Annotated in this window: 20 protein-coding genes; 10 read left to right on the forward strand and 10 right to left on the reverse strand. The window is 67.9% G+C overall.

The window, feature by feature from the left end; translation table 11 throughout:
- Window positions 1–81 precede the first annotated feature (81 nt).
- The gene (locus ACN9MV_RS27820; protein WP_426390417.1) at window positions 82–4,419 is read right to left on the reverse strand and encodes a hypothetical protein; all 4,338 of its coding nucleotides are present in this window, start codon (window positions 4,417–4,419) and stop codon (window positions 82–84) included.
- Window positions 4,420–4,733: 314 nt separating this feature from the next.
- Between ACN9MV_RS27820 and ACN9MV_RS27825 the strand changes: the two genes are divergently transcribed.
- Window positions 4,734–5,168, forward strand: a complete 435-nt coding sequence (locus tag ACN9MV_RS27825) for a DUF1841 family protein (protein WP_093057539.1) — start codon at window positions 4,734–4,736, stop codon at window positions 5,166–5,168.
- Between the two features lie 4 nt (window positions 5,169–5,172).
- On the opposite strand, the gene ACN9MV_RS27830 is transcribed toward ACN9MV_RS27825, so the two are convergent.
- On the reverse strand, window positions 5,173–6,162 hold the full coding sequence (locus tag ACN9MV_RS27830) for a LysR substrate-binding domain-containing protein (RefSeq protein ID WP_426390418.1): 990 nt from the start codon (window positions 6,160–6,162) through the stop codon (window positions 5,173–5,175).
- 104 nt (window positions 6,163–6,266) lie between these two features.
- Here ACN9MV_RS27830 and pcaH point away from each other — a divergent pair, with 104 nt between their 5' ends.
- Both pcaH and pcaG read left to right on the forward strand, forming a co-directional pair.
- Window positions 6,267–6,992 carry a protocatechuate 3,4-dioxygenase subunit beta gene (gene pcaH, locus ACN9MV_RS27835; RefSeq protein WP_093057537.1) on the forward strand — a complete coding sequence of 242 codons (726 nt, stop codon included), beginning with the start codon at window positions 6,267–6,269 and terminating at the stop codon, window positions 6,990–6,992.
- A gap of 17 nt (window positions 6,993–7,009) precedes the next feature.
- Window positions 7,010–7,618 (forward strand): protocatechuate 3,4-dioxygenase subunit alpha, encoded by a 609-nt coding sequence (gene pcaG / locus ACN9MV_RS27840; protein ID WP_093079733.1) that lies wholly within the window; start codon window positions 7,010–7,012, stop codon window positions 7,616–7,618.
- 66 nt (window positions 7,619–7,684) lie between these two features.
- On the opposite strand, the gene ACN9MV_RS27845 is transcribed toward pcaG, so the two are convergent.
- Window positions 7,685–8,377, reverse strand: coding sequence for a c-type cytochrome (locus tag ACN9MV_RS27845; protein WP_093057535.1), 693 nt, complete (start codon window positions 8,375–8,377; stop codon window positions 7,685–7,687).
- A 161-nt stretch (window positions 8,378–8,538) separates the two neighbouring features.
- On the opposite strand from ACN9MV_RS27845, the gene ACN9MV_RS27850 reads away from it, so the two are divergent.
- The 7 genes from ACN9MV_RS27850 (at window position 8,539) to ACN9MV_RS27880 (ending at window position 17,940) form a co-directional block, all read left to right on the forward strand.
- Window positions 8,539–9,393 (forward strand): AAA family ATPase, encoded by an 855-nt coding sequence (locus tag ACN9MV_RS27850; RefSeq protein WP_093057534.1) that lies wholly within the window; start codon window positions 8,539–8,541, stop codon window positions 9,391–9,393.
- A gap of 4 nt (window positions 9,394–9,397) precedes the next feature.
- Window positions 9,398–9,643, forward strand: coding sequence for a hypothetical protein (locus tag ACN9MV_RS27855; protein WP_093057533.1), 246 nt, complete (start codon window positions 9,398–9,400; stop codon window positions 9,641–9,643).
- A gap of 19 nt (window positions 9,644–9,662) precedes the next feature.
- Window positions 9,663–10,250 carry a GNAT family N-acetyltransferase gene (locus ACN9MV_RS27860; RefSeq protein WP_426390419.1) on the forward strand — a complete coding sequence of 196 codons (588 nt, stop codon included), beginning with the start codon at window positions 9,663–9,665 and terminating at the stop codon, window positions 10,248–10,250.
- Window positions 10,251–10,266: 16 nt separating this feature from the next.
- A complete protein-coding gene (locus ACN9MV_RS27865) occupies window positions 10,267–11,454 on the forward strand; it encodes a vWA domain-containing protein (RefSeq protein ID WP_093057530.1) in 1,188 nt (395 codons plus the stop codon).
- Between the two features lie 62 nt (window positions 11,455–11,516).
- Complete coding sequence (locus ACN9MV_RS27870) at window positions 11,517–13,457, forward strand: autotransporter assembly complex protein TamA (RefSeq protein WP_426390420.1); 1,941 nt, start codon at window positions 11,517–11,519, stop codon at window positions 13,455–13,457.
- A gap of 8 nt (window positions 13,458–13,465) precedes the next feature.
- The gene (locus tag ACN9MV_RS27875; RefSeq protein ID WP_426390421.1) at window positions 13,466–17,527 is read left to right on the forward strand and encodes a translocation/assembly module TamB domain-containing protein; all 4,062 of its coding nucleotides are present in this window, start codon (window positions 13,466–13,468) and stop codon (window positions 17,525–17,527) included.
- 95 nt (window positions 17,528–17,622) lie between these two features.
- The gene (locus tag ACN9MV_RS27880) at window positions 17,623–17,940 is read left to right on the forward strand and encodes a hypothetical protein (RefSeq protein ID WP_307617011.1); all 318 of its coding nucleotides are present in this window, start codon (window positions 17,623–17,625) and stop codon (window positions 17,938–17,940) included.
- Here ACN9MV_RS27880 and ACN9MV_RS27885 read toward each other — a convergent pair.
- The 7 genes from ACN9MV_RS27885 to oxlT all read right to left on the reverse strand — a co-directional run bounded on the left by ACN9MV_RS27885 (window position 17,882) and on the right by oxlT (window position 26,187).
- Window positions 17,882–18,133: a formate dehydrogenase subunit delta gene (locus tag ACN9MV_RS27885; protein WP_093057526.1), complete on the reverse strand. Its 252-nt coding sequence runs from the start codon at window positions 18,131–18,133 to the stop codon at window positions 17,882–17,884. The genes ACN9MV_RS27880 and ACN9MV_RS27885 overlap by 59 nt on opposite strands.
- A 38-nt stretch (window positions 18,134–18,171) precedes the next feature.
- Entirely contained in the window at window positions 18,172–19,023 is an 852-nt protein-coding gene (fdhD, locus tag ACN9MV_RS27890; protein ID WP_426390422.1) for a formate dehydrogenase accessory sulfurtransferase FdhD, read from the reverse strand.
- A gap of 13 nt (window positions 19,024–19,036) precedes the next feature.
- On the reverse strand, window positions 19,037–21,910 hold the full coding sequence (fdhF, locus tag ACN9MV_RS27895; protein ID WP_093079747.1) for a formate dehydrogenase subunit alpha: 2,874 nt from the start codon (window positions 21,908–21,910) through the stop codon (window positions 19,037–19,039).
- A gap of 34 nt (window positions 21,911–21,944) precedes the next feature.
- Window positions 21,945–23,504, reverse strand: coding sequence for a formate dehydrogenase beta subunit (locus ACN9MV_RS27900; RefSeq protein WP_093177433.1), 1,560 nt, complete (start codon window positions 23,502–23,504; stop codon window positions 21,945–21,947).
- The gene (locus ACN9MV_RS27905; protein WP_097198013.1) at window positions 23,501–24,034 is read right to left on the reverse strand and encodes a formate dehydrogenase subunit gamma; all 534 of its coding nucleotides are present in this window, start codon (window positions 24,032–24,034) and stop codon (window positions 23,501–23,503) included. Before ACN9MV_RS27905 ends, ACN9MV_RS27900 begins: the two co-directional genes overlap by 4 nt.
- Window positions 24,035–24,297: 263 nt before the next feature.
- Window positions 24,298–24,795 carry a gamma carbonic anhydrase family protein gene (locus tag ACN9MV_RS27910; protein ID WP_426390423.1) on the reverse strand — a complete coding sequence of 166 codons (498 nt, stop codon included), beginning with the start codon at window positions 24,793–24,795 and terminating at the stop codon, window positions 24,298–24,300.
- Window positions 24,796–24,903: 108 nt separating this feature from the next.
- On the reverse strand, window positions 24,904–26,187 hold the full coding sequence (gene oxlT / locus ACN9MV_RS27915; RefSeq protein ID WP_371127396.1) for an oxalate/formate MFS antiporter: 1,284 nt from the start codon (window positions 26,185–26,187) through the stop codon (window positions 24,904–24,906).
- Window positions 26,188–26,355: the final 168 nt, after the last annotated feature.

Below are 26,355 nucleotides of genomic sequence, written 5' to 3' on the forward strand. Positions count from 1 at the left end.
AGGGACAGGCCGGTGGTGGCCTGTCCCTGGTGCTGCAGCTACTAGCTCCCTCGCCCCTCTTCCTTCTTTGTCTTTTAGTGATCAGCCCAGCAGACCGTGAAGGATGTTCGTCACGGGCGACGCGGCGTGCTCGACCAGGCTGGTGATCGGAGTCACGACATCGGTCACCAGCGGGGTGACTGCATGTTCGACACCGTTCACCACGCTGCTGACAGCGTCTGCCACCGGAGCGGTCGCCGTCGTGGCACCGGCCAGGATGTCGGTCACCGGAGCCGTCACGTCGTGCACCGCGCTCGTCGCGTTCGAGACGATCGGGGCCACGGTGTCGGTCAGGCCGCTGGCGACCGAGGTCACCGGCTGCAGGATGTTGGCCACCGGGCTGTCGGTGCCGGTCAGGCCGCCGAGCAGGCCACCCACCAGACCGTCCTGACCCAGGAGGCTGCCGACGAGGCCGTCGTTGCCGAGCAGACCGCCTACCAGGCCGTCGTTGCCGAGCACACCGCCGAGCAGGCCACCGGTGTCGCCACCGGTCACACCGCCGAGTACGCCGCCCAGCAGGCCGTCGTCACCGAGGATGCCGCCGAGCACGCCGCCGGTGTCGCCACCGGTCACACCGCCGAGTACGCCGCCCAGCAGGCCGTCGTCACCGAGGATGCCGCCGAGCACGCCGCCGGTGTCGCCACCGGTCACACCGCCGAGCACGCCGCCCAGCAGGCCGTCGTCACCGAGGATGCCGCCGAGCACGCCGCCGTCGCCACCGGTCACACCGCCGAGTACGCCACCCAGCAAGCCGTCGTCACCGAGGATGCCGCCGAGCAAGCCGCCGTCGCCACCGGTCACACCGCCGAGTACGCCACCCAGCAGACCGTCGTCACCGAGGATGCCGCCGAGCAGGCCGCCGTCGCCACCGGTCACGCCGCCGAGTACGCCACCCAGCAAGCCGTCGTCGCCGAGGATGCCGCCGAGCAGGCCCCCGTCGCCGCCGGTAACACCGCCGAGCACGCCACCCAGCAAGCCGTCGTCACCGAGGATGCCGCCGAGAAGACCGCCGTCGCCACCGGTCACGCCGCCGAGCACACCACCCAGCAAGCCGTCGTCACCGAGGATGCCGCCGAGAAGACCGCCGTCGCCACCGGTCACGCCGCCGAGCACACCACCCAGCAAGCCGTCGTCGCCGAGGATGCCGCCGAGCAGGCCGCCGTCGCCGCCGGTAACACCGCCGAGCACGCCGCCCAGCAGGCCGTCGTCACCCAGGACACCGCCAAGGAGACCGCCGTCGCCGCCAAGCACGCCGCCCAGCAAGCCGTCGTCACCCAGGACGCCGCCAAGGAGGCCGCCGTCGCCGCCGAGCACACCGCCCAGCAGACCGTCATCACCCAGGACACCGTCAAGGAGGCCACCGTCGCCGCCGAGCACACCGCCCAGCAGGCCGTCATCACCCAGGACGCCGCCAAGGAGGCCGCCGTCACCGCCGAGGACGCCGCCCAACAGGCCGTCGTCACCCAAGACGCCGCCGAGCAGGCCATCGCCCCCCAGCAGGTTGGCCACACCATCCGTCAGGTAGTCGACTTGAGCCGTGACACCGTTCAGCAACGCGGCCGTCGTGTTCGCGCCGAGCAGTTGATCTGTCAGCGGGCTCAGCAGGCCGCTCACGCCGCCCGCAACCTGGCCAACGAGGCCGTCGACCGGGTCGAGCACGTTGGGGTCGTTCTCCGTGAAGCTGGTGCCGAGCACCGGGCCCAGCAGGCCGTCGACCGTGTCGGTCAGGCCGTCCGCGACGCCGACAACCGGCCCGAGTACGTTGCCCAGGCCGAGCCCGCCCAGCAGGCCGGTGTTCAGGCCGTCGGCCAGGTTGCCGAGCACGCCGTCGGCCGGGTCGAGCAGCGCCGCGCCGGTGCCCGGGGTGCCGCCACCGCCGATGCCACCCAGCACATCGCCGAGCAGACCGCCAAGCAGGCCGTCATCACCCAGCAGGCCACCGACCGGACCGTCTTCGCCAAGCAGGCCACCAACCAGGCCATCCGGCCCGAGCAGGCCGCCAGCGAGGCCGTCGCCGCCGAGCACGCCGCCCAGCAGGCCATCGTCGCCCAGCAAACCACCCACCAGACCGTCGTCACCGAGCAGGCCGCCCACGATGCCGTCGCCGCCCAGCAGGCCGCCGACCAGACCGTCATCGCCCAGCACGCCGCCCAGAAGGCCATCGCCACCGAGCAGGCCACCCACCAGACCATCGTCGCCCAGCACGCCGCCGAGCAGGCCGTCGTCGCCGAGCACACCGCCCAGCAGGCCGTCGCCGCCCAGCACGCCGCCCAGGAGTCCATCGCCGCCGAGCAGACCGCCGACGAGGCCATCGTCACCCAGCAAGCCGCCGACCAGACCGTCGTCAGCGAGCAGGCCGTCGAGCGCGCCGCCCAGGAGACCGCCTTCGCCACCGAGCAGGCCACCCAGCGGGCTGTCGGAGATGAGGCCGGAGATCGCGCCGTCCTGGCCGAGCAGGCTGTCGACCAGGCCACCGTGGCCCAGCAGCTCGCCGGTGAGGCCGCTGCTGCCCAGCAGACCCGAGAGGGCGCCGTCGCCGCCGAGCAGACCGCCCACGAGGCCGTCGTCGCCCAGAACACCGCCCAGTGCGCTGCCATCGCCGAGCAGGCCACCCAGCAGGCCCTCGTCACCCAGCAGGCCGCCGGTCAGGCTGCCCACCGCGCCGTCGCCAAGCAGGCCGCCCACGAGACCGTCGCTGCCCAGCACATTGCCGAGCAGGCCGCCCACGGCGCCGTCTTCGCCCAGCAGGCCGCCGACGAGGCCGTCTTCGCCGAGCAGGCCACCGACAAGGCCATCGTCAGCCAGAAGGCCTGACACCAGGCTGCCGTCGCCGAGCACGTTGCCGAGCACGCCGCCCAGGAGGCCGTCGTCGCCCACCAGCTGGTCGGTGAGGCCGCCGAGGCCGAGGGCGTCGGTCAGGCCGCTGATGATGCCGTGGTCACCGATCAGGTTGGTCAGGCCGTTGTCCAGCGCGTCGGTCAGGTAGTCGACCTGGCCCAGCACCGTGCCGAGGATGGCGGTCGTGGCGCCCTCGCCCAGCAGGTTGTCGAGCGTCGGGCTCAGGGAGTCGCCCAGCAGGCCGGTCACGCTGCCGACGGTGTTGTCGATAGGGTCGAACTGGTTGGGATCGTTCGGCGTGAACTCGCTGCCGAGCACCGGAGCGAGCACGTCGTCGAGCGTGTCGGTCAGGCCGTCGACCACGTTGTTGACCGGCGTGAGCGAGTCGCCAAGGCCGAGCGCATTGCCGAGGCTGTCGGTGACGTGACCGACGGCGCCGTCGCCTGGATCGAGGAGGTGGTCTGCGTCTGCGTCTGCGTCGGCATCAGCGTCCGCATCAGCATCAGCATCAGCATCAGCATCAGCATCAGCATCAGCATCAGCGTCGGCATCGGCATCGGCATCGGCATCGGCATCGGCATCGGCATCGGCATCGGCGTCAGCATCTGCATCTGCATCTGCATCTGCATCGGCATCTGCATCGGCATCGGCATCGGCATCGGCATCGGCATCGGCGTCAGCATCTGCATCGGCATCGGCATCAGCGTCAGCATCGGCATCGGCATCGGCATCGGCATCGGCATCGGCATCGGCGTCAGCATCTGCATCGGCATCGGCATCAGCGTCAGCATCGGCATCGGCATCTGCATCGGCATCGGCATCGGCATCTGCATCGGCATCTGCATCGCCGTCCGCATCCGCATCGGCGTCAGCATCTGCATCCGAGTCGGCATCCGCGTCGGAGTCGCCCGGCGTGGTGGGCGTGGTCGGATTGCCCGAGCCGACGAGCAGCGGAACAACGCTGTCGCTGCCGCCGCCACCGCCGCTGAGGGCGGCGCCAAGCGCTGCGGCGCCCAGGGCGCCGAGTGCGAATTCACCCAGCCCGATGCCGCTGCCGGCAGCGAGCTTCTTGGTCACGGCCAGGGCCGCGGCATCTGCGTCGCTGTCCGGCGGGGTCACTTGCAGGTCGCCCGAGGCGACATCCACATTCACTTGTTCGAGGCCGCCCGGCAGCTTGGTCGAGCCGATGGTGGCGTCGGTGCCGCCGGTGAACACACCGGCCAGCGGGGCCTTGTTGGTGGCCGATCCGGGGAAGAGAACATTGGCGTGGCCGTCCTGCGGAACGATCACGCGGTCGCCGGCCATCAGAGTCTGATTGCCATCGACGGGAATGCTGACACCGTCGCGCATCACTGCGACACCCGGCGTGGCATTCGATAATGTGCCGATGCTGGACGGGCCAGCAGCTGCGGCGGGCGCCGCCGAGCTCAGCGAGGCAGGAGCGCCCAGCGGAGTGACGGTGGCCTGGGCAATGACCACAGGAGCGACGCCAGCGGCGGCAAGTCCTTCGGTCGAATTGGTCGATGCTTGTTGAGCGGTCATGGCAGCCTCTGTGACAAAAGATGCCTACTAAGGGGCAACTAGCGTGCCGCTTTTTTCGCGCCCCATGCCAAAGCGGTCCAGAGCAATGCAACCTGTTGATTTGTATGGAGATTTTTCTTTAAGCGGGGGTTTCCACCGGGGTGTGGAAACAGCTCGTAAGAAGGTCATTTGGCGATTCGTTACGTAACGATGTAACGCCCTGTACCCGGAACATCCGACACATCCCAAGCTCCCGAAGCCGCCTGCGAAACGGCTCGCACACACGGCCCCCACACACGGCTCCCATCCCTCTTTTTCTTCTGCTCTATCTATATATGTTCAACCCCTCCCAGGAAGACGTGCGCCGCTTCTTCTGCGACGTGTACGCCAAGCACCGGCAGGGCCTGCCGATGGAAGCGCTAGAGACCATCGCGGCCGGCTGGATCGACGAGCACCCCGAGTACCACGAGGACCTCGTCGATGCCGACGCGGCGGTGGCGCGGGTGTACGACGGATCGAACGGGCGCGAGAACCCGTTCCTTCATCTATCGATGCATCTGTCGATCAGCGAGCAGTGCTCCATCGACCAGCCGCGAGGCATTCGCCAGGCCGTCGAGCTGCTGGCGGCGCGCCGCGGCTCGCTGCTGCATGCGCATCACGAGGCGATGGACTGCCTGGGACAGATGATGTGGGAGAGCCAGCGCGCGGGCCGGCCGCCGGATGGCGAGGGCTACGTGGCCTGCGTGCAGCGCAGGGCCACGAAAGACTAGCCAGTTAGCCGCGGGAGGTTTTCCTGGGCCGCTGCGGCACCGCGCCCTGCTGCTTCGCAGCCTCGCGCAGCAACGCGGCCATGGCGCCGCGCAGCGCCGAAGGCTCGGCATCGCTGCGCTGCAGCAGCCCGACCGGCTCTTCGGTGCCAGCCGTCTCGATGCGCAACCGCGCGAGGCGCCCGTCCGCCAGCTCGCCGCGCGCGGCGCCCAGTGGCGTGATCCATACCGCATCGGACACCGCCACCAGCGCGCGCGCCACCGCCACGTCGAGCGTCTGCAATGCGTTGGCCGGCAACACGAGGCCGCGCGCCGACAGGAAGCTCTCGGTGTTGTGGCGCGGGATCGTGCCCTCGCCGTACACCACCAGCGGATAGGCCAGTACCGCCTGCACCGACGCCGCCTTCAGCGCCAGCGGATGGCCCGCGCGCACGGCGAACACCAGCGGCTCGGTGTACAGCAGCTCGAAGCTCAGGCCGCCCATCAGGCGCGGATCGCTCATGCGGCCGACCACCAGGTCGAGCTCGCCGGCGCGCAGCTCGTCGAGCAGCGTGGGGTTGGCGGCGCTCTTCACCACGATCTGCACCGAAGGCCGGCTGTCGCGCAGCCGTGCCAGCGCCATCGGCAGCAGGGCCGGCGCCACGCTCGGCAGCGCGCCGATGCGCAAGCGCTCGATGCGCCCGCCAGCCGCCGGCGCCACGGCCTGCGCGCTGGCGTCGAGCGCTTCGAGCACGCGCAGCGCATGCGCGAGCAGCTGCTCGCCGGCGGCCGTGAGGCCCTGCACGCCGCGCCGGCCGGCCTTGCTGCGCTCGACCAGCCGCGTGCCGACAATCGCCTCCAGCTCGGAGAGCGTCTTCGACACGGCCGGCTGGCTCAGCGCCAGCCGTTCGGCCGCGCGCGCGAGGTGGCGCTCCTGCGCTACGGCAACGAGGCAGCGCAGGTGCCGCAACTGCACATTGCGCACGAAGTCCTGGCGAAGATCGGCGGAGTCTTTCAATGCCTTTTGGTTATTGAGAACAGAGCAATCTTCAATTTACATCATCGGATGCCGCTTCTAAAGTGGCGGCTTCCGGATTCGTCCCACGACAGGAGACAACGTACATGTTGACCAAGACCAAGGGCCCCTCGCCCATCCTCACCCCGCGCGACTGGGAAGCTCACCCCAGTTATGTCTACCCCGGCTACAAGTCGACCGTGAAGCGTGGCCCGCAGAAGCCGCTGATTCCGCTGAAGGCCTCGCTCGGCGAACTGCAGCAGCCGGTGTACGGCCACGACAGCATCGGCGAGTTCGACAACGACCTCACGCGCAACGCGCGCCGCAACGGCGAACCGCTGGGCGAACGCATGATCCTCACCGGCCAGGTGCTCGACGAGCGCCGCCGCCCGGTGGCCAACACGCTGGTCGAACTGTGGCAGGCCAATGCCGCAGGCCGCTACGTGCACAAGGTCGACCAGCACGACGCGCCGCTGGACCCGAACTTCCTGGGCGCGGGCCGCTGCCTGACCGACAGCGAAGGCCGCTACCGCTTTCTCACCATCAAGCCCGGCGCCTACCCCTGGGGCAATCACCCGAACGCATGGCGCCCGCAGCACATCCACCTGTCGTTGTTCGGCCAGAGCTTCGCGAGCCGCCTGGTCACGCAGATGTACTTCCCCGGCGACCCGCTGATGCAGTACGACCCGATGATCACCGGCACGCCCGAGCGCTACCGCAACCGGCTCATCGCCGATTTCAGCCTCGACATCACCGAAGAGGGCTACGCACTGGGCTACCAGTTCGACATCGTGCTGCGCGGTGCAGACGAAACGCCTTTCGAGAACCGCTGAGCCAGGAGACACACACCATGTTGATGACCGCACAGGAAGCCGACTTCGGCCAGACCCCCTCGCAAACCGTGGGCCCCTACTTCGCCTACGGCCTCACCGCCACGCAGTACGGCTACGACTTCGACCAGCCCTTCGACGCCGTGCTGGCGCTCGACAAGGCCACAGGCCAGCGCATCCGCCTCGAAGGCCGGGTGATCGACGGCGACGGCAACCCGATCAACGACGCGCTGGTCGAGATCAGCCAGCCCGACGGCGAAGGCCGCTACCCGCAGACGCCCGACGAGGCGCGCGCCATGGGCTTTCGCGCCTTCGGCCGCGTCGGCACGGGCACCGCCGAAGGCAACCGCTTCGTGTTCCACACCGTGAAGCCCGGCGCCGAATCGCCCGGCGAAGCGCCGCACATCAACGTGATCGTGCTGATGCGCGGCCTGCTGCTGCATGCGTTCACGCGCGTGTACTTCAGCGACGAAGCCGAAGCCAACGCGAAAGACGCAGTGCTGCAGAGCGTGCCGGCCGATCGCCGCCACACGCTGATCGCCGAGCGCGTGGAGCAAGGCGGCGCAGTGACGTATCGCTTCGACATCCGCATGCAGGGCACTGACGAGACTGCCTTCTTCGACGTCTGATCTCAGGGAAATCCCGGACGCAAAAAAGCCCGCTCGCAGCGGGCTTTTTTGTTATGAGCGAAGCGCTTATTCGGCGCCGTGGTGAATGCGCGATTCGGGCACCGTCTTCAGTTCGCCGGGCAGCGAGCTGATGTAGCTGGCCAGCGTCTTGAGCTCGGCGTTGGTGAACTTCTTGTCTTCGACCTGCTGGCCCATCACCGCATTCGAGCGGCCGAGGTGCGGGTTGTTCTTCACGCGGTACGACTTGAGCGCGACGAACAGGTAGTCGGCATGCTGGCCGGCCAGCTTGGGCACGGTGCCGTCGTTCGGCGTGTTGAAGTTGGCGCCGTGGCACTTGGTGCAGTTGTTGTCGGCGTTGCGGGTGATGAGCGCCTCGACGTTCGAGGGCGTGGCCTTGGCCAGCGTGGCCGGCGGTGCACTGCCGTCCTTCAGACCCAACTGGCTGTAGTAGGCAGCGAGGTCAGCGATGTCCTGGTCGGTGAGCGTGTCGGCAATGGCACGCATGGTGGGATGCTTGCGGTCGCCGCCCTTGTACGCGGTGAGCGCGGCCGTGATGTACGTGGCGCTCTGGCCGGCGATCATCGGCACCTTGTGGATCTCCGGGAAGCTGGCCTGATAGCCAATGATGCCGTGGCAGCCCACGCACATCGCAACCTTCTTTGCTCCGTCCTGGGCCTTGCCAGTGACTTGCTGGGCTTCAGCCGAGACCGTCACGCAAGCGACAGCAAGGGCAAACATCGTGGTCAACAACTTGTTCATTTTGCGCGCACAATCTCGTGGAGAGTACAGTTTTTCGAATCAACATTCGATTATATGCAGGGGTCCCCCTGGAACCCTGTGCAGGCCAACCCTGAGGCTGCACAACGCGTGTCGAGTGTGTTCTTTTCTCCACCCCAGCCTCCGTCTCACTCATCTCACTCATGAAATTCCAGGGCTCAGACAATTACGTCGCCACGCAAGACCTGATGCTCGCGGTCAATGCGGCCATCACTCTCAAGCGCCCGCTGCTCGTCAAGGGCGAGCCCGGCACGGGCAAGACCATGCTGGCCGAGGAAGTGGCCCAATCGCTCGGCCTGCCGCTGCTGCAGTGGCACATCAAGTCGACCACCAAGGCACAGCAGGGCCTGTATGAATACGACGCCGTGAGCCGCCTGCGCGACTCGCAACTGAAGGACGTCGACGGCGGCGAGCGCGTCAAGGACATCCAGAACTACATCATCAAGGGCGTGCTCTGGCAGGCCTTCACGGCCGACCAGCCGGTGGCATTGCTCATCGACGAGATCGACAAGGCCGACATCGAATTCCCGAACGACCTGCTGCGCGAAATCGACCGCATGGAGTTCTACTGCTACGAGACGCGCGAACTCATCCGCGCCAAGCACCGTCCGGTGGTGTTCATCACCTCGAACAACGAGAAGGAACTGCCCGACGCCTTCCTGCGCCGCTGCTTCTTCCACTACATCAAGTTCCCCGATGCCGAGACGATGAAGCACATCGTCGCCGTGCACTTCCCTGGCCTGAAGCAAGAGCTGCTCACGGCCGCGATGAAGACCTTCTACGACGTGCGCAACCTGCCCGGCCTGAAGAAGAAGCCCTCGACCTCCGAGCTGCTCGACTGGCTCAAGCTGTTGGTGGCCGAAGACATTCCGCTCGAAGCGCTGCAGAGCAAGGACGACAAGGTCGCCGTGCCGCCGCTGGTGGGCGCGCTGCTCAAGAACGAGCAGGACGTGACGCTGTTCGAGAAGCTCGTCTTCATGCAACGCAACAACCGCTGAGTCCATGAGCCAGACGCCGCATCCCACGGGGCAGCTGATGAAGCTGGGCATTGCCCAGGCAGTGCTGTTCGTGCTGGGTGCGCTGCTCGGCCGCGGGCTGGGGCTGCTGCTGGGCCTCGATGCCTTCGGCGCCGCCGGCTACGGCAACAAGGAAATCTTCGGGATCCTGCTGATCGGCCTGGGCGGCGGTGGCGGGGTGCAACTGGCGCGCGCCTGGTACGTGCGCAAGTATGGCGATCCCAAAGGCTGAAAACACAAGAGAGTCTGAAATGGCGTTCGTCGAACCCGTCACGCTGAAGGCCCGCGGCATCGCGCTGGTGCCGCTGTCGCCGGCTCATGAAGAAGGCCTGCGCGCCGCGGCCGCCGACGGCGAACTGTGGAAGCTGCGCGTCACCTCAGTACCCGAGCCGCAGGACACGCGCGCCTACATCGAGACCGCGCTGAAGACCGCCGACCGCTTCGCCTTCGCAGTGACCGACGAGGCCACCGGCACCGTGCTCGGCAGCACCAGCTTCCACGACATCCTGCCGGGCGTGAAGCGCGTGGAGATCGGCTACACGTGGTACGCCGCGCGCTGCCAGCGCACGCACGTCAACACCACCTGCAAGCTGCTGATGCTCACGCATGCCTTCGACGCACTCGGCTGCAACGTGGTGGGCTGGCGCACCGACAACTTCAACTTCGCCTCGCAGCGCGCCATCGAGCGCCTGGGCGCGAAGAAAGACGGCGTGATCCGCGGCCACGTGATGCGCCGCGACGGCACCATCCGCGACACCGTCATGTACAGCCTGCGCGCGGGCGAATGGCCCGAAGTGAAGGCCCAGCTGCTGTACCTGCTCGACAAGCCGCGCGGCTGAAACACAAGGAGCGCCCATGCTCATCGACTTCTTCTACACCCTGCGCTCGGCCAAGCTGCCGGTGTCGGTCAAGGAATACCTCACGCTGCTGGAGGCCCTGCAGGCCGACGTGGTGGGCCCCAACTCCGACGGCGCCTACGGCATCGACGACTTCTACTACCTCTCGCGCACCGCGCTCGTGAAGGACGAGAAGCACTACGACAAGTTCGACCGCGCCTTCGCCGCCTACTTCAAGGGCGTGGAGATGCTGACCGACTTCACGAAGGAAGTGCCGCTCGACTGGCTCAAGAAGACGCTCGAACGTGAGTTCACCGCCGAGGAAAAAGCCAAGATCGAGAAGATGGGCTGGGACGAGCTCATGGAAACGCTCAAGAAGCGCTTCGAGGAGCAGAAGGAGCGCCACGAGGGCGGCAGCAAGTGGATCGGCACCGGCGGCACCTCGCCCTTCGGCAACGGCGGCTACAACCCGCAGGGCATCCGCATCGGCGGCGCGGGCAAGAACAAGAGCGCAGTGAAGGTGTGGGACCAGCGCGCCTACAAGGACTACGACGACACGCAGGAGCTTGGCACGCGCAACATCAAGGTTGCGCTGCGCCGGCTGCGCAAGTTCGCGCGCGAAGGCCACGACGAAGAACTGGACCTCGACGACACCATCCACTCGACCGCGGCCAATGCCGGCTACCTCGACATCAAGATGCGGCCCGAGCGCCACAACAACGTCAAGGTGCTGCTGCTGATGGACGTGGGCGGCACGATGGACGAGCACATCCAGCGCGTGGAAGAGCTGTTCTCGGCCGTGAAGACCGAGTTCAAGCATCTTGAATTCTTCTACTTCCACAACTGCGTATACGACTTCATGTGGAAGAACAACAAGCGCCGCTTCTCCGAGAAGTTCGCCACCTGGGACATCCTGCGCAAGTACAACAAGGACTACAAGCTCATCTTCGTCGGCGACGCGACCATGAGCCCCTACGAGATATTGCAGCCCGGCGGCAGCGTCGAATACAACAACGAAGAAGCCGGCGCCGAGTGGATCCAGCGCCTGACGCACACCTTTCCGAAGTTCGCGTGGATCAACCCTGAGCCCCAAGGCGTATGGCAGTACCGCCAGAGCATCGCGGTGATGCAGCAGCTCATGTCGAACCGCATGTACCCCCTGACCCTGCGAGGCCTCGAAGACGCGATGCGCATGCTGTCCAAGTAGGACGAAGCCATCTGTATCCGGACGCTTCAGGAACCGGCGAATCTTGCTGTCAGAATCCGCCCATGGTCAGGGTGGTTTCAGTTTCTTCGCCGGCATGGTGGCCGGCTTTGCTTTTTTCCGGCGTCCTGCTCTTGCAAGGCTGCAGCCTGCTGCCGAAGAAAGAGGCGCCCGAAGACAACAAGCCCGCGGCCGGCCTCGTGCGCAGCGGTGCCGCCGACAGCACTGCCGCCACTGACGACGGCAAGGACGACGACAAGAAAAAAACCGACAAGCGCGACGCCTTCACCGTCGACGTGCGCGGCCCCGAGGCCGTGCGCGACTACCTCAAGCTGCACCTCGAGATCCAGCGCTACCGCGAGCTCGACGACCTCGGCGCCACGGAAATCTCCCGCCTCATGGTGGCGGCCGAAGCCAATGCACGCGAGCTGCTCGGCACCATGGGCTACTTCTCGCCCACGCTGACGCTCGAACTCAACGAGACACCCGAAAGCACCAAGGCCCCGCGCGAAATCGTCATCACCGTCTCGCCCGGCGAGAGCACCAAGGTGAGCAACGTGCAGATCAGCTACGGCGGCCCGATCGCAAACGACGCAACCGCCGAGGCGCAGCGCGATTCGATCCGCACCAACTGGGCCCTGCGCGCCGGCCAACCCTTCACCCAGCAGGCCTGGGACGATGCCAAGACCACCGCGCTGCGCAGCCTGACGGCCAAGCGCTTTCCCACCGGCAGCATCGAGATCAGCCGCGCCGAAGTGGACGCCGACCGCAGCGAGGCCCGCCTCAGCGTCACCTACCAGTCGGGCCCGGCCTACAAATTCGGTCCGCTCATGCTGCACGGCATCCAGCGCTACGACCCCGACGGCGCACGCCGCATCGCCCGCCTGCCCAGCGGCACCGACTACGACCAGCAGAAGCTGCTCGATGCCCAGCAGCGCCTGGCCAGCAGCGGCTACTACGACTCGGTGTTCCTCACGCTCGACACCGAGAGCGGCAACCCGCTGGCCGCGCCGGTGATCGCGCAGCTGCGCGAGGCGCCGCTGCAGAAGGTGGTGATGGGCGTGGGCTTCACCACCGACAACGGCCCGCGCCTGTCGATCGACCACATCCACAACCAGATTCCGCTGCTGGGCTGGCGCTCCGTCTCGCGGCTGTCGGTCGACAACGACATCAAGTCGCTCGGCACCGAGTGGAAGGCGATTCCCGACGACCGGGGCTGGCAATGGTTCTCGGGCGCCGAACTGAAGAGCGAGCAATCGGGCAGCTACGTGGTCGACAGCGGACGCCTGCGAGGCGGGCGCAGCAAGTCGGGCGACCACATCGACCGCAGCTACTTCCTGCAGTACGACTATGCGCAGAACCGCGGCATCAACGCACCGCCCTCGGCCTCTGCCGTGACGGCCAACTGGGGCTGGACCGGCCGCTATTTCGACGACAACGCGTCGCCCTCGCGCGGCTTCGGCCTCGCGCTCGAGGTGGCCGCGGGCTACACGCTCACCGGCGAGCAGACGCCCTTCACGCGCACCTACGCACGCTGGCTCGGCGTGCTGCCGCTGGGCGCGGCGGACGACAAGGAAGCACGCGCGCGCCGCAGCCGCCTGCAGCTGCGCGTGGAGGCCGGCGCGGTCTCGGCAAAAGACAGCGCGCAGATCCCGTCCACGCTGATGTTCCTGACCGGCGGCGACACCACCGTGCGCGGCTACAGCTACAAGCAGATCGGCACCGTGCGCGCCGACGGCCAGACCGTCGCGGGCCGCTACCTCGGCGTGGCCAGCGTGGAGTGGCAGCGCCCCTTCGTCTACAACGGCAAGCTCACCGAATGGGAGAGCGTGGTGTTCGCCGATGCCGGTGCCGTGGCCGACAAGCCCGGCGAGCTCAAGCCCAAGGTGGGCGTGGGCGTGGGCGCGCGCTGGCGCAGCCCCGTGGGGCCGGTGCAGGCCGACCTGGCCTACGGCGTGGACTCGAAGAAATTCCGCTTGCACTTCCGCCTCGGCTTCACCTTCTGATTTTTTCGATGCAGACCGACGCAGACCCCACGCCAATGCCCCTCGCCCCCCGCCGCTCGCGCGCGCGCCGGGCAATGCGCGCCCTGGCCTGGACCGTGGCCGGGCTGCTGCTCGCCGTGGCACTGCTGGTTGCGGGCGCGTGGTGGTGGCTGGGCTCGAACACCTCGCTCGCCTTCGCGATCGCGCAGGCGGCGCAGCGCCTGCCGGCCGGGCAGACGCTCGAAAGCCGCGACGTGAGCGGCTCGCTGCGCACCGGCGGCCACATCGGCTGGCTCAAGTACCAGAGCGAAAGCATCGCCGTCGAAGTGAACGAGGCCACCATCGGCTGGCAGCTCGCGCCGCTGCTGCAACGCAAGGTGCAGCTGGGGGAGGTGCACGCGAAGCAGGTGCTCATCGAAAAGCGCGGCCCGCCCAGCGACAAGCCCACCGAGCCGCTCGAACAGCTCGCGCTGCCGATCGAGGTCGAGCTGCCCTTCCGCATCGACGAAGTGCGCTGGGCCGGCCCGCCCGCGCTGCAGGCGCTCAACCTCTCGGGCAGCTACAGCTACAAGGCCGCCGAGCACGTGCTGGAGGTCAAGGGCGTGGACATCGCCGACGGCCACTACAGCACCCGCGTGAAGCTGCAAGGCCCCGCGCCCATGGCGATTGATGCATCGCTCGATGGCCGCGTGAAGGCGCCGCTGGCCGAGGACCACAACATCGACGTGCTGGCCACCGCCACCGTGAAGGGCACGCTCGCCGGCACGGCTGCGCGGCTGCAGGTAGCGGCCGAATTGAAGCCGGCCGAAGAGAACGCCGATGCGCCCATGGAAGCCACCCTGCAGGCGCAGATCGCGCCCTGGCTGCCCCAGCCGGTGATCGACGCGAAGGCCGACCTGCGCAACGTCGATGCGTCGAGCCTGTGGCCCGGCGCGCCCCAGACGCAGCTCACCGGCACGGTCGAACTGCAGCCCGACGCCGACACCGGGCCCACCGCATGGAAGGCCTCGGCCGACATCCGCAACGCCGTGCCCGGCCCGTGGGACAAAGAGAAACTGCCGCTCGAACAGGTGCAGGCCAAGGTCGGCTTCGACGGCACGAGCTGGAGCGTTCCCGAGGCCACCGTGCGCGCGGGCGGCGGGCGCATCGACGCGGCCGGCAAGTGGAGCCCCGCGCCGTCGCCGTGGCAGGCGCAGGCCACCGTGCGCGGCGTGCGGCCCGGCGCGCTGTACACCGAGCTCTCGGGCGCGCCCGTCAGCGGCCAGCTCAAGGCCGAGCAGAAGGAAAGCACCGTCACCTTCGACGGTGCCTTGCGCGCGGAGGGCGGCGCCGGCAGCAAGGCCCTGCCCGGCTTCGCGCTCGACCGCGCGCTGGCCCAGGGACAGTGGAAAGACCAGGTGCTCGACCTGCGCACGCTGCGCATCGAGGCCCAGCGCGCCAGCGTCGACGGCCGGCTGCAGGTGCGCGTGGCCGAGCAGGCCGCCAGCGGCAAGCTCAACCTAGTGCTGCCGGGCGGCAGCGCGCAGGTCGATGGCCGCATTGCACCGTCTGCGGGTGGCGGCGACATCAAGGTCAGCATCGACGATGCCGACGTCGTACAGCGCTGGGTGCAAAGCCTGCCCGGGCTGTCCGGCGTATTCGCGAACGCCAGCGCAAAGGGCTCGGCGAAGCTCGACGCCAGCTGGCAAGGCGGCTGGCAGACCATCCAGCGCCGGCTGCAGAACGCCAACGCGCCCGCGCAGCGCGGCGCCGAGCCCAGCCTCAAGGCCGTGCTCGGCGTGCCGCGGCTCGACCTGAGCCTGCCCTCGGCCACGCCCGGCGGCACGACAACCGCAGTGCAACTGCGCGACCTGCGCGCCGATCTCGAAGGCAGCCTCGCGCAGGCCTCGCTCACGCTGAAGGGCGAAGCCGCCACCGGCACGCAGAAGTTCAACATCGACACACGCGCCAGCGGCGGCATCGCCGGCGCTGGCCAATGGCGCGCAGCGCTGGCCAGCCTGAAGCTGCAGGCACAGGACAGCGCCCGCCCCGGCGACCCGTGGGTGCTGGAGCTGAGCCGCGAAGTCACCGCAACCATCCGCACCACCAGCGGCAATGCACCCCGCCTCGACGTCGAAGCATCCGCCGCCGCGGCCACCTTGCGCGGCCCGGTGCCCGGCACCGTGCGCATCGACTGGCAGCCACTGCGCTTCAGCCAGAGCGGCGCGGCGCCCAACCGCGTGTTCCGCGTGCAGTCCAAGGGCCAGCTGCAGGGCCTGCCGATGGCCTGGGCCGGCGCGTTCGGCGCCAATACCACGCTGGGCGAATACGGCATCAGCGGCGACCTGATGTTCAACGGCGACTGGGACATCGACGCCGGCGACACGCTGCGCGCCAAGGCCCGCATCGGGCGCCAGAGCGGCGACATCCGCGTGCAGGCCGGCGAGGCCGCGCTCGTCACGCGCATCACCAGCACCGGAACGGGCACTGCGAGCGAACGCACGATGAACTCCTCCTCCGGGAACGGCGACGCGCCCAGCACGCCGGCCGGCCTGCGCCAGGCCGAACTGCGGCTCGATGCCGAAGGCGACGCGGTGCACGCCGTTCTCGCGTGGGACAGCGAACGCGCCGGCAAGATCGACGCCGACATCAACACCCGCGTGCAGCAGCGCGCCGGCGGCTGGCAGTGGGCGCCCGACGCACCCCTGGGCGGCACCATCAAGGCCGCGCTGCCGAACCTCGGCGTGTGGTCGATGCTCGCGCCGCCGGGCTGGCGCATTGCCGGCACGCTCGACGCCGGCGCCACGCTGTCGGGCAACCGCGCCGTGCCGCGCTGGAACGGCACGCTGGGCGCCGACAAGCTCGCGCTGCGCGCACCGGTCGAAGGGCTGGACCTGCGCGATGGCCGCCTGCGCGCCACGCTCAGCGGCGAGCGCATCGAGATCACCGAATTCACGCTCAAGGGCGGCACTGGCAGCTCCACGCGCATCGCCGGCCAGAGCGGCAACCGCAGCACCTCGGCCAGCGAGGCCCGCAGCGACGGCGGCACGCTCTCGGCCAGCGGCGACCTCAGCTGGGGCCCCGCCAGCGGCACGGCCTCGGGCATCCGCATGGCCCTGCAGGGCCAGTTGCGCGCGTTGCGCGTGCTGGTGCGCACCGACCGGCAGGTCACGCTCTCGGGCGATGTGCAGGCCCGGCTCGACAACGGCCAGTTCAACGTGCGCGGCAAGCTCAAGACCGACCGCGCTGTCATCATCCTGCCCGACGAGACCGCGCCCAGCCTGGGCAGCGACGTCGTCGTGCGCTCCGCCGCCAAGGACCGCGAGGCCACCGAGACGGCGCAGCGCGAATCCGCCCAGGCCGACGCGCAGGCTGCCAAGCCGCAGACCGCCAAGCCGCCGGATATCGTCATCAACTTCGACCTTGGCGACGACTTCGCGGTGCAGGGCCGCGGCATCACCACGCGGCTCGAAGGCGACCTGGAGATCCGCAGCACGAGGCTGAATGCCCCGCCGCGCATCACCGGCGAGGTGAAGACCGTGAAAGGCCAGTACCGCGCCTACGGCCAGCAGCTCGACGTGGAAACCGGCGTGGCGCGCTTCAACGGGCCGTTCGACAACCCGGCGCTGGACGTCCTGGCGATCCGCCCGAACCTGTCGCAGCGCGCGGGCGTGCAGATCACCGGCACCGCGCAATCGCCGCGCGTAAAGCTCTATTCGGAGCCCGCGCTGTCCGATGCCGAAACGCTGTCATGGGTGATCCTGGGCCGTGCTTCGGCCACCAGCGGCGGCGAGTCTGCGCTGCTGCAGCAGGCCGCGCTGTCGCTGCTCGGCAAGATCGGCGGCAGTGGCAGCGGCGGCAGCCTGGCCAGCCGTTTCGGGCTGGACGAACTCGGCTTCAAGGGGCCGGGCAGCGGCGGCGACCTGCGCGAGTCGGCGGTCACGCTGGGCAAGCGGCTGTCGAAAGATTTCTACCTCACCTACGAACGCAGCCTGGGCGGCACCTTCGGCACGATCTTCATCTTCTACGACCTGACGACGCGGCTCACGCTGCGCGGGCAGGCGGGGCAGACGAGCGGGCTCGACCTGATCTACACCGTGAAGTACGACTGAGCGCGGGTTGTCCCGCAGTAGCCGGACTTCGGTCTTGACCCGCGTCTTGCGCGCGTGATAAGAACCGTCTTCGCCTTCACCGAGGAGCGACGACGATGAAAAAAGATGGAGACAAGGGCGAGGGCCTTCAGAGCTTTGCTCAAGGCCCTCGGACATACGCCCCACCGGGGCTCTCGCGCATCGCGTTCATGCGCGGCACGCTGCGCGGCGTGATCACGCTGATCGCCGTCATCGCGGCGGTGGCTTCCATACCGTACTGGGACGAGATGCAGTTCCCGGTCACCAGCCTCGTGATCTACGTCGCGGGCATGGTGTTCGTCGCGATGCCGCTGTGCCTGTACTACGAGTCGCTGCTCATGGCGCAGCAGGCAGCAGCGTCGCCCGATGGCCGCGAATCGCTGATGCCACGATAGGCATCAGCAGCGGCGTCTTGCCGGCGTCGAAGTCGCGTATCAGCTGGATGCGCATGCTCGGCGCCCAGAACGACTTCAGGTGCCCGGCAATCGCCTGCGTGGCGGCGCCGGCATCGCTCGGCGATTGCGCCTGGAAGAAGGTGCCGATCTGATTGGCCATCTTGACCAGCTGTGCCGAATGATCGTGCTCCATGGGGCCTTCGAGAAATTGAGTTGTTTGTTGATGAAGCGTCAGCGCACGCGTTGCGGGTCCGCCGTGCGCAGCCGCTGCGGATGGCTGTAGACGCCCAGGTCCTGCTGCCGCACGAAGCCCACCAGCGTGAGGCCCGCGCGCTGCGCCGTGGCCACCGCGAACGAGGTCGGCGCCGACACCGCGGCGAGCAGCGGCGCGCCGGCCATCGCGGCCTTCTGCACCATCTCGAAACTCGCGCGGCTGGTCACTGCGATGAAGCCGGTGGAAGCATCGACATCATTGGCCGCGAGCGCGCCCACCAGCTTGTCGAGCGCGTTGTGGCGGCCCACGTCCTCGCGCAGCCACATCACTTCGCCTTCCGCCGAGCACCAGGCGGCCGCGTGCACGGCACCGGTAGCCTCTTGCAGCGTCTGCTGCGATGGCAGCTGCGACATCGCACGGCCAATGGCCTCGCGGTCGAACTGCGCGGCGCCCTCGCTGCTCAGCACGGGCAGTTCGCGCGACACCTGCGTCAGGCTTTCGGTGCCGCACAGGCCGCAGCCGGTGCGCCCGGCCATCGAGCGGCGGCGCAGCTTGAGGCGCGCGAAGGCCGCGCCCGACACCTGCAGATGCACCGTGACGCCGAGCGCCGACGGCTCGGCTTCCGCCGAATAAAGCTCGTGCGCCGCTTCGAGGATGCCCTCGCTGAGCGAGAAGCCGAGCGCGAAGTCTTCCAGGTCGAGCGGCGTCGCGAGCATCACCGCATGCGAGATGCCGTTGTATTCGAGCGCCACGGGCACTTCCTCGGCCACCCAGTCCTGCACGTCGAACGGCCGGCCGCCCCGCACTCCGCGCACGGGCAGCAGCTGCGCGCCTTCGCAGAACTGAACGGCGTCAGTGACCAGGTTCATGCGGCGAGCAGCCTCACTTGGCCGGTACCGTCTCGCCGCTTTGCTGCGCCGATGCGGCGGCAAGCAAGTCCTGCTGCGTCTGGTTGAAGCGGCTGTACTCCTGCTGCCAGGCCGAAGGCTGCATCACCGGCATCACCTGCACGGCTGTGACCTTGTATTCGGGGCAGTTGGTGGCCCAGTCGGAGTTGTCGGTGGTGATGACGTTGGCGCCCGACTCGGGGAAGTGGAAGGTGGTGTACACCACGCCCGGCTGCATGCGCTCTGACACCGTGGCGCGCAGCACCGTCTCGCCAGCGCGGCTCTGGATGCCCACCCAGTCGCCGTCGCTCACGCCGCGTTCCTCGGCATCGTGCGGATGGATCTCCAGCCGGTCTTCGCTGTGCCACTGGTTGTTGTCGGTGCGGCGCGTCTGCGCGCCCACGTTGTACTGCGAGAGGATGCGCCCGGTGGTCAGCAGCAGCGGGAACTTGCGCGTGACCTTCTCGTCAGTCGCCACGTACTGCGTGACGATGAACTTGCCCTTGCCGCGCACGAAGTGGTCGATGTGCATCGTGGGCGTGCCGTCGGGCGCCTCGTCGTTGCAGGGCCACTGGATGCTGCCGAGCTCGTCGATGCGCTTGTAGCTCACGCCGTGGAAGGTGGGCGTCAGCGCGGCGATCTCGTCCATGATCTCTTCGGGGCTCTTGTAGTCCATCGGATAGCCGAGGGCCTGCGCCAGCTTCACGGTCACTTCCCAGTCGGCATAGCCGGCCTTGGGCGGCATCACCTTGCGAACGCGCGAGATGCGGCGCTCGGCATTGGTGAAGGTGCCGTCCTTCTCGAGGAACGAGGAGCCCGGCAGGAACACGTGCGCGTACTTGGCGGTTTCGTTGAGGAACATGTCCTGCACCACCACGCACTCCATGCCCATCATCGCGGCCGCCACGTGCTGCGTGTTCGGGTCGGACTGCACGATGTCCTCGCCTTCGCAATACAGGCCCTTGAAGCTGCCGCCGATGGCGGCGTCGAACATGTTGGGAATGCGCAGGCCCGGCTCGGGGTTGATCTGCACGCCCCAGGCGGCTTCGAACGAGGCGCGCGTGGTGCTGTCCGACACATGGCGGTAGCCCGGCAGTTCGTGCGGGAACGAGCCCATGTCGCACGCGCCCTGCACGTTGTTCTGGCCGCGCAGCGGGTTGACGCCCACGCCTTCGCGCCCGACGTTGCCGGTGACCATCGCGAGGTTGGCGATGCCCATCACCGTCGTCGAGCCCTGGCTGTGTTCGGTCACGCCCAGGCCGTAGTAGATGGCGCCGTTGCCGGCCGTGGCGAACAGACGCGCAGCGGCGCGCAGCTCGGCCGCCGGCACGCCGGTCGCCTTTTCGGTGGCTTCGGGCGATTGCTCGGGCTGCTCGACGTACGACTTCCATTCCTTGAACGAAGCCGTGTCGCAGCGCTCGGCCACGAAGTCGTCGGCCATAAGCCCTTCGGTGACGATGACGTGGGCCAGCGCCGTTACCACGGCCACGTTGGTACCGGGCTTGAGCTGCAGGTGGTGCGAAGCCTTTACATGAGGCGACTTCACGATGTCGATGCGGCGCGGATCGACCACGATCAGCTTCGCGCCCTGGCGCAGCCGCTTCTTCATGCGCGATGCGAACACCGGGTGCCCGTCGGTCGGGTTGGCGCCGATCACCATGATGACGTCGGCCTTGTCGACCGAGGCAAAGGTCTGCGTGCCGGCCGATTCGCCCAGCGTCTGCTTCAGGCCGTAGCCCGTGGGCGAGTGGCACACGCGTGCGCAGGTATCGACGTTGTTGTTGCCGAAGGCGGCGCGCACCAGCTTCTGGACCAGGTAGGTTTCCTCGTTGGTGCAGCGCGACGAGGTGATGCCGCCGATCGAGTCCTTGCCGTACTTGGCCTGCAGGCGCTTGAACTCGCCCGCGGCGTAGTTGAGCGCGGTGTCCCAGCTCACTTCCTGCCACGGGTCGGTGATGTTCTTGCGGATCATCGGCTTGAGCATGCGGTCCTGGTGCGTCGCATAGCCCCAGGCGAAGCGGCCCTTGACGCAGGAGTGGCCCTCGTTGGCCTTGCCGTCTTTCCACGGCACCATGCGCACGACCTCGTTGCCCTTCATCTCGGCCTTGAAGGCGCAGCCCACGCCACAGTAGGCGCAGGTGGTGATCACGCTGTGCTCGGGCTGGCCGAGCCAGATCACTGACTTTTCCTGCAGGGTGGCGGTGGGGCAGGCTTCGACGCAGGCACCGCAGCTCACGCACTCCGAATCCATGAAGGCCTCGTCCTGGCCCGGCGACACGCGCGACTCGAAGCCGCGGCCGCTGATGGTCAGCGCGAAGGTGCCCTGCGTTTCCTCGCAGGCACGCACGCAGCGGTTGCACACGATGCACTTCGACGGGTCGTAGCTGAAGTACGGGTTCGACTCGTCCTTCTCGCTCTTCAGGTGGTTGGCGCCGTCGAAGCCGTAGCGCACGTTGCGCAGGCCGGTGACGCCCGCCATGTCCTGCAGCTCGCAGTTACCGTTGGCCGAGCAGGTGAGGCAGTCCAGCGGATGGTCGGAGATGTAGAGCTCCATCACGCCCTTGCGCAGGTCCTGCAGCTTGGGCGTCTGGGTGCGCACCTTCATGCCGGCTTCGGCGGGCGTGGTGCAAGAGGCCGGAAAGCCCTTGCGGCCCTCGATCTCGACCAGGCACAGCCGGCAGGAGCCGAAGGGCTCCAGGCTGTCGGTGGCGCAGAGCTTGGGCACCTGGATGCCCGCATCCACCGCCGCGCGCATCAGCGAAGTGCCCGCGGGCACCGTCACTTCGTTGCCGTCGATCTCCAGCGTCACCTCGCGCGTGGATTCGCGCTTGGGGGTGCCGTAATCGGTTTCCTTGAGATGGTCCAACATGTCTTTCTTACTCCTGCTGCTGCGCCGCAACCGCCTAGGCAGCTTCGCGATCGGGAACCACGAGACCGAAGTCCTGCGGGAAGTGGTCGAGTGCCGAGAGCACCGGGAACGGCGTCATGCCTCCCATGGCGCACAGCGAGCCGTGGACCATCGTGTTGCACAGGTCGCGCAGCAAGATCACCTGCTGCGGACGGTTCTGGTTGTTGCGGATCTTGTCGATCACCTCGACGCCGCGCGTCGATCCGATGCGGCATGGCGTGCACTTGCCGCACGACTCGAGCGCGCAGAACTCCATGGCATAGCGCGCGAGCTTCGACAGGTCGGCCGTGTCGTCGTGCACCACGATGCCGCCATGGCCCACCGTGCCGCCGACGGCCGCGTAGGCCTCGTAGTCGAGCGGCAGGTCCCATTGCGATTCGGGCAGGTAGGCACCAAGCGGCCCGCCCACCTGCACCGCCTTGATCGGCCGGCCCGAGGCGGAGCCGCCGCCGTAGTCGTACAGCAACTCGCGCAGCGTGACGCCGAAGGCCTTCTCCACCAGGCCGCCGTACTTGATGTTGCCGGCCAGTTGCATCGGCAGCGTGCCGCGCGAACGGCCCACGCCGTAGTCGCGGTAGAAAGCAGCACCGCGCGCCAGGATCAGCGGCACGCTTGCCAGCGTGATGACGTTGTTGATCAGCGTGGGCTGCCCGAACAGGCCTTCGATGGCCGGCAGCGGCGGCTTGGCGCGCACGATGCCGCGCTTGCCTTCGAGGCTTTCGAGCAGTGCCGTTTCTTCGCCGCACACATACGAGCCCGCGCCCTTGCGCACCGCGAGCGAGAAGCGCTTGCCTGAACGCAGGATGTTGTCGCCGAGAAAGCCCGCGGCCTCGGCAATGCGGATGGCCTCGTTCAGCGTCGCTATCGCGTGCGGGTATTCCGAACGCACGTAGATGTAGCCCTGCGTGGCGCCGGTGGCGAGGCCGGCGATGGTCATGCCCTCGATCAGCATGAAGGGGTCGCCCTCCATCGTCATGCGGTCGGAGTAGGTGCCCGAGTCGCCCTCGTCGGCATTGCAGACGATGTACTTCTGCGCCGCCGCCGTGCCCAGCACCGTCTTCCACTTGATGCCGGCCGGAAAGGCCGCGCCGCCGCGACCGCGCAGGCCCGAGTCGAGCACCTGCTGCACGATTTCCTCGGGTGCGAGGGCCAGCGCGCGGCGCAGGCCGGCAAAGCCTTCGTAGGCCTGGTAGTCGGTCAGCGACACCGGGTCGGTAATGCCCATGCGCGCGAAGGTCAGGCGTTCCTGCTTCTTCAGGTAGGGAATGTCTTCGGTCAGGCCTAGAGCCAGCGGGTGCTTGCCGCCGGTGAGGAAGCCGGCATCGAACAGGCCGGCCACGTCGTCGGGCGTCACCGGTCCGTAGGCGATGCGGCCGCTCGGTGTGTTCACCTCGACCAGCGGTTCGAGCCAGAACATGCCGCGCGAACCGTTGCGCACGAGTTCGAGCATGAGGCCACGCGCCGCAGCTTCCTTCGCGATGCATCGGGCCACGCGATCCGCGCCTGCCGCGAGCGCGGCCGAATCTCGCGGCACGTAGACGGTGATGGTGCTCATGCGCGGCCTCCGCTGGTCTGCGCGACCAATGCATCGAAGCTCTTGGCCGTCATGCGCGCATGCGGCTGGTCGTCGAGCGTCATCGCGGGCGACGAGGCGCACAGGCCGAGGCAGAACGCGGGCTCCAGCGTGAAGGCGCCATCTTTCGAGGTGCCGTGCGCATTGCAACCCAGGCGCAGTTCGGCGTGGGCGAGCAAGGCGTCGGCGCCCATCGCCTGGCAGGCCTCGGCGCGGCAGATCTGGATCACGTGGCGGCCAGCCGGCTCGGCACGGAAGTGGTGGTAGTAGGTGACGACACCATGGACCTCCGCACGCGAGAGGTTCAGCGCGTCGGCAATCACCGGCACCGTGTGCGCGGGGATGTAGCCCAGCGCGTCCTGCACGTCGTGCAGGATCGGCAGCAGCGCGCCTGGTTCGTCCGCATGCTGCAGCAGGCTGCGATGCACGGCGGCGAGTTCGTCTTCCTTGTCGGTGGGGCCGGAGGCCGGATGCGGTACCTCGTGCCCCTGCTGCGCTTGTTGTAGTTTCATGATCCCGTCCGATCTGGTCCGTTTCCGGCGCCGCTGCTGCATTGCTGTCTGCTTGCAAGCGGAGCTGTTTTCATCGTGGTTCTGTCGCGGGACCAACGTCATGAAATTCGACGTGAATCCCGCGGCCATCCGCTTGAGGATCAATGTCGATGAATCGGGCGCCGGGGGCCTTGACGCAAGTCAATTTCCGCCGAAACAAGCACGGTGCCAATGCGCACAAACCCTGCGGGCGCGCAGGGTTTCGGGAGGGGTGCTGAAAGGCCCTAGCGAGCGAAGGGATCGGCGCTGCCGCGCGCCCTGAGCAGAAGCGCTTCGGCCTCGGCGTCGTCGACCTCGCCCGTGACCTTCGCGGGCCTGCCCGCGATGCGCGAGCGGTCGGGAAAGACCTTGCCTTCGGTCAGCAGCGAGCCGGACTCGACGATGCACGCACGGCCGACCACCGAGCCGTTGAGCGCGATGGTGTGCTCGCCGACCACGGCGCCGTCGCCGACGGTGCAGCCATGGAGCATCACGTGCGGCTCCACCGTCACGTCGTCGCCGATGGTCAGTGGATAGCCCGGGTCGGCATGCAGCATCACGCCGGCCTGCACATGGCTGCCGCGGCCGATGGTGATGGGCTCGTTGTCGCCACGCAGCACCGCATTCGCGCCGACGCGGCTGCCGGCTGCGAGCACGACCTGTCCGATCACGCTGGCGCTCTCGGCCACGCGGGCGCTGGCGTCGATGACCGGTTCATGCGCGTCAAGTCGGTAGATGGTCACTGCGGGCTCCTGTGCATCGGCGAAAAGCCCTGCCATCTTCATGGCAGGGCTGCGTGGGCGGAAGAAAGCCGGATGGTACCGGCTGACGGAAAGCCGATGGTGGTCTATTTATTCGACGACGCGGCTCGCCTCGATGTGCTTGCGGCGCATCGGCCGCAACACGAACCACGCCATCAGCGCCGCGAGCGCATTGACCGCGCTGGCCACGATGAAGACCGCCTGCCAGCTGCCGGTGGCAGCCGCGAGCACGCTCGACAGCGGCACCAGCAGCGAGGCCGTGCCCTTCGCGGTGTAGAGCATGCCTGCGTTCGACGCCGCGTACTTCGATCCGAAGGTGTCGGCGCAGGTCGACGGGAACAGGCTGTAGATCTCGCCCCAGGCGAAGAACACGATGCCGGTCAGGATCACGAAGAGGATCGGGTTCTGGCCGTAGTGGTAGAGCATCAGGATGCCGACCGACTCCATCGCGAAGGCGATGAACATGGTCTGCTCGCGGCCGATCTTGTCGGACACCCAGCCGAAGAAGGGCCGCGTGAGGCCGTTGAGCACGCGGTCGATGGCGAGCGCGAAGGTCAGCGCGGGCAGCACCAGGCCCATGATGTTGACCGGCACGTCCATGATCTTGAAGTCCTTGGCGATGGGCGCAAGCTGCGCCGTGGCCATCAGGCCGCCGGCGGCCACCATCACGAACATCGCGTACATCACCCAGAAGACGGGCGAGCGCAGCACCTCGGACGGTGCGTAGTCGCGGCCAGCCTGCTGCACGTTGCGGCTGTTCGATGCCTTGGAGTGGCTTGGCGCGCGGGTCAGCATCCATGCGAGCAGGAACACGATGAGTCCCTGCCCGATCCCAAAATACAGAAACGCAGATTCATAGCCGCTCGACTTGATCATCGCGGAGATCGGAATGATCGTGAGGGCCGAGCCCGCACCGAAGCCCGCTGCGGTCATGCCCGCGGCAAGCCCCCGGCGATCGGGGAACCACTTGAGCGCATTGCCCACGCAGGTGCCGTAGACAGCACCGGCGCCGATACCGCCAACGGCCGCCGCGATGTACAGCAGCGGCAGCGAGTCGGCCACCGAGTTGAGCACCCAGCCCAGGCCGCACAGCACGCCGCCCACCAGCACCACGGGACGCGGGCCGAAGCGGTCGACCAGGTAGCCTTCGATGGGCACGAGCCATGTCTCGGTGAGCACGAAGATGGTGAACGCGACCTGGATCGCGGCGCGGCTCCAGCCGTGCTTGTCTGCGATCGGATTGACGAAGAGCGTCCATCCGTACTGCAGGTTGGCGATCATCGCCATGCAGACGATGCCGATCAGCAACTGCCCCCATCGGTAAGCCTCGGATCGCGTCGCGGTCGCGCCATAGGTTTCGGACGGGGGATACATCGCGGGGTTGGAACCCGCGGTCGTGGAGGTGGGCCGAGTCATGGAGTTGTCCTTGGTGTTTTCGTTTAAATCCGACAGGCTGCGAATACAGAGCAATCAGTCGAGCGATCGGTGCGCATCGAAAGGCGACGAGGTTTCCTTGGCATCGCTACACGGCATTGGGATCAC

This window comes from Variovorax sp. R-27 (assembly GCF_049913215.1).
In the GTDB taxonomy this organism is placed as follows: Bacteria; Pseudomonadota; Gammaproteobacteria; order Burkholderiales; family Burkholderiaceae_C; genus Variovorax.

Coding starts and splice junctions, on each gene's coding strand:
- ACN9MV_RS27820 (WP_426390417.1), bottom strand. CDS start 4,419: ATGACCGCTCAACAAGCATCGACCAATTCGACCGAAGGACTTGCCGCC.
- ACN9MV_RS27825 (WP_093057539.1), top strand. CDS start 4,734: ATGTTCAACCCCTCCCAGGAAGACGTGCGCCGCTTCTTCTGCGACGTG.
- pcaH (WP_093057537.1), top strand. CDS start 6,267: ATGTTGACCAAGACCAAGGGCCCCTCGCCCATCCTCACCCCGCGCGAC.
- pcaG (WP_093079733.1), top strand. CDS start 7,010: ATGTTGATGACCGCACAGGAAGCCGACTTCGGCCAGACCCCCTCGCAA.
- ACN9MV_RS27845 (WP_093057535.1), bottom strand. CDS start 8,377: ATGAACAAGTTGTTGACCACGATGTTTGCCCTTGCTGTCGCTTGCGTG.
- ACN9MV_RS27850 (WP_093057534.1), top strand. CDS start 8,539: ATGAAATTCCAGGGCTCAGACAATTACGTCGCCACGCAAGACCTGATG.
- ACN9MV_RS27855 (WP_093057533.1), top strand. CDS start 9,398: ATGAGCCAGACGCCGCATCCCACGGGGCAGCTGATGAAGCTGGGCATT.
- ACN9MV_RS27860 (WP_426390419.1), top strand. CDS start 9,663: ATGGCGTTCGTCGAACCCGTCACGCTGAAGGCCCGCGGCATCGCGCTG.
- ACN9MV_RS27865 (WP_093057530.1), top strand. CDS start 10,267: ATGCTCATCGACTTCTTCTACACCCTGCGCTCGGCCAAGCTGCCGGTG.
- ACN9MV_RS27870 (WP_426390420.1), top strand. CDS start 11,517: ATGGTCAGGGTGGTTTCAGTTTCTTCGCCGGCATGGTGGCCGGCTTTG.
- ACN9MV_RS27875 (WP_426390421.1), top strand. CDS start 13,466: ATGCAGACCGACGCAGACCCCACGCCAATGCCCCTCGCCCCCCGCCGC.
- ACN9MV_RS27880 (WP_307617011.1), top strand. CDS start 17,623: ATGAAAAAAGATGGAGACAAGGGCGAGGGCCTTCAGAGCTTTGCTCAA.
- ACN9MV_RS27885 (WP_093057526.1), bottom strand. CDS start 18,133: ATGGAGCACGATCATTCGGCACAGCTGGTCAAGATGGCCAATCAGATC.
- fdhD (WP_426390422.1), bottom strand. CDS start 19,023: ATGAACCTGGTCACTGACGCCGTTCAGTTCTGCGAAGGCGCGCAGCTG.
- fdhF (WP_093079747.1), bottom strand. CDS start 21,910: ATGTTGGACCATCTCAAGGAAACCGATTACGGCACCCCCAAGCGCGAA.
- ACN9MV_RS27900 (WP_093177433.1), bottom strand. CDS start 23,504: ATGAGCACCATCACCGTCTACGTGCCGCGAGATTCGGCCGCGCTCGCG.
- ACN9MV_RS27905 (WP_097198013.1), bottom strand. CDS start 24,034: ATGAAACTACAACAAGCGCAGCAGGGGCACGAGGTACCGCATCCGGCC.
- oxlT (WP_371127396.1), bottom strand. CDS start 26,187: ATGTATCCCCCGTCCGAAACCTATGGCGCGACCGCGACGCGATCCGAG.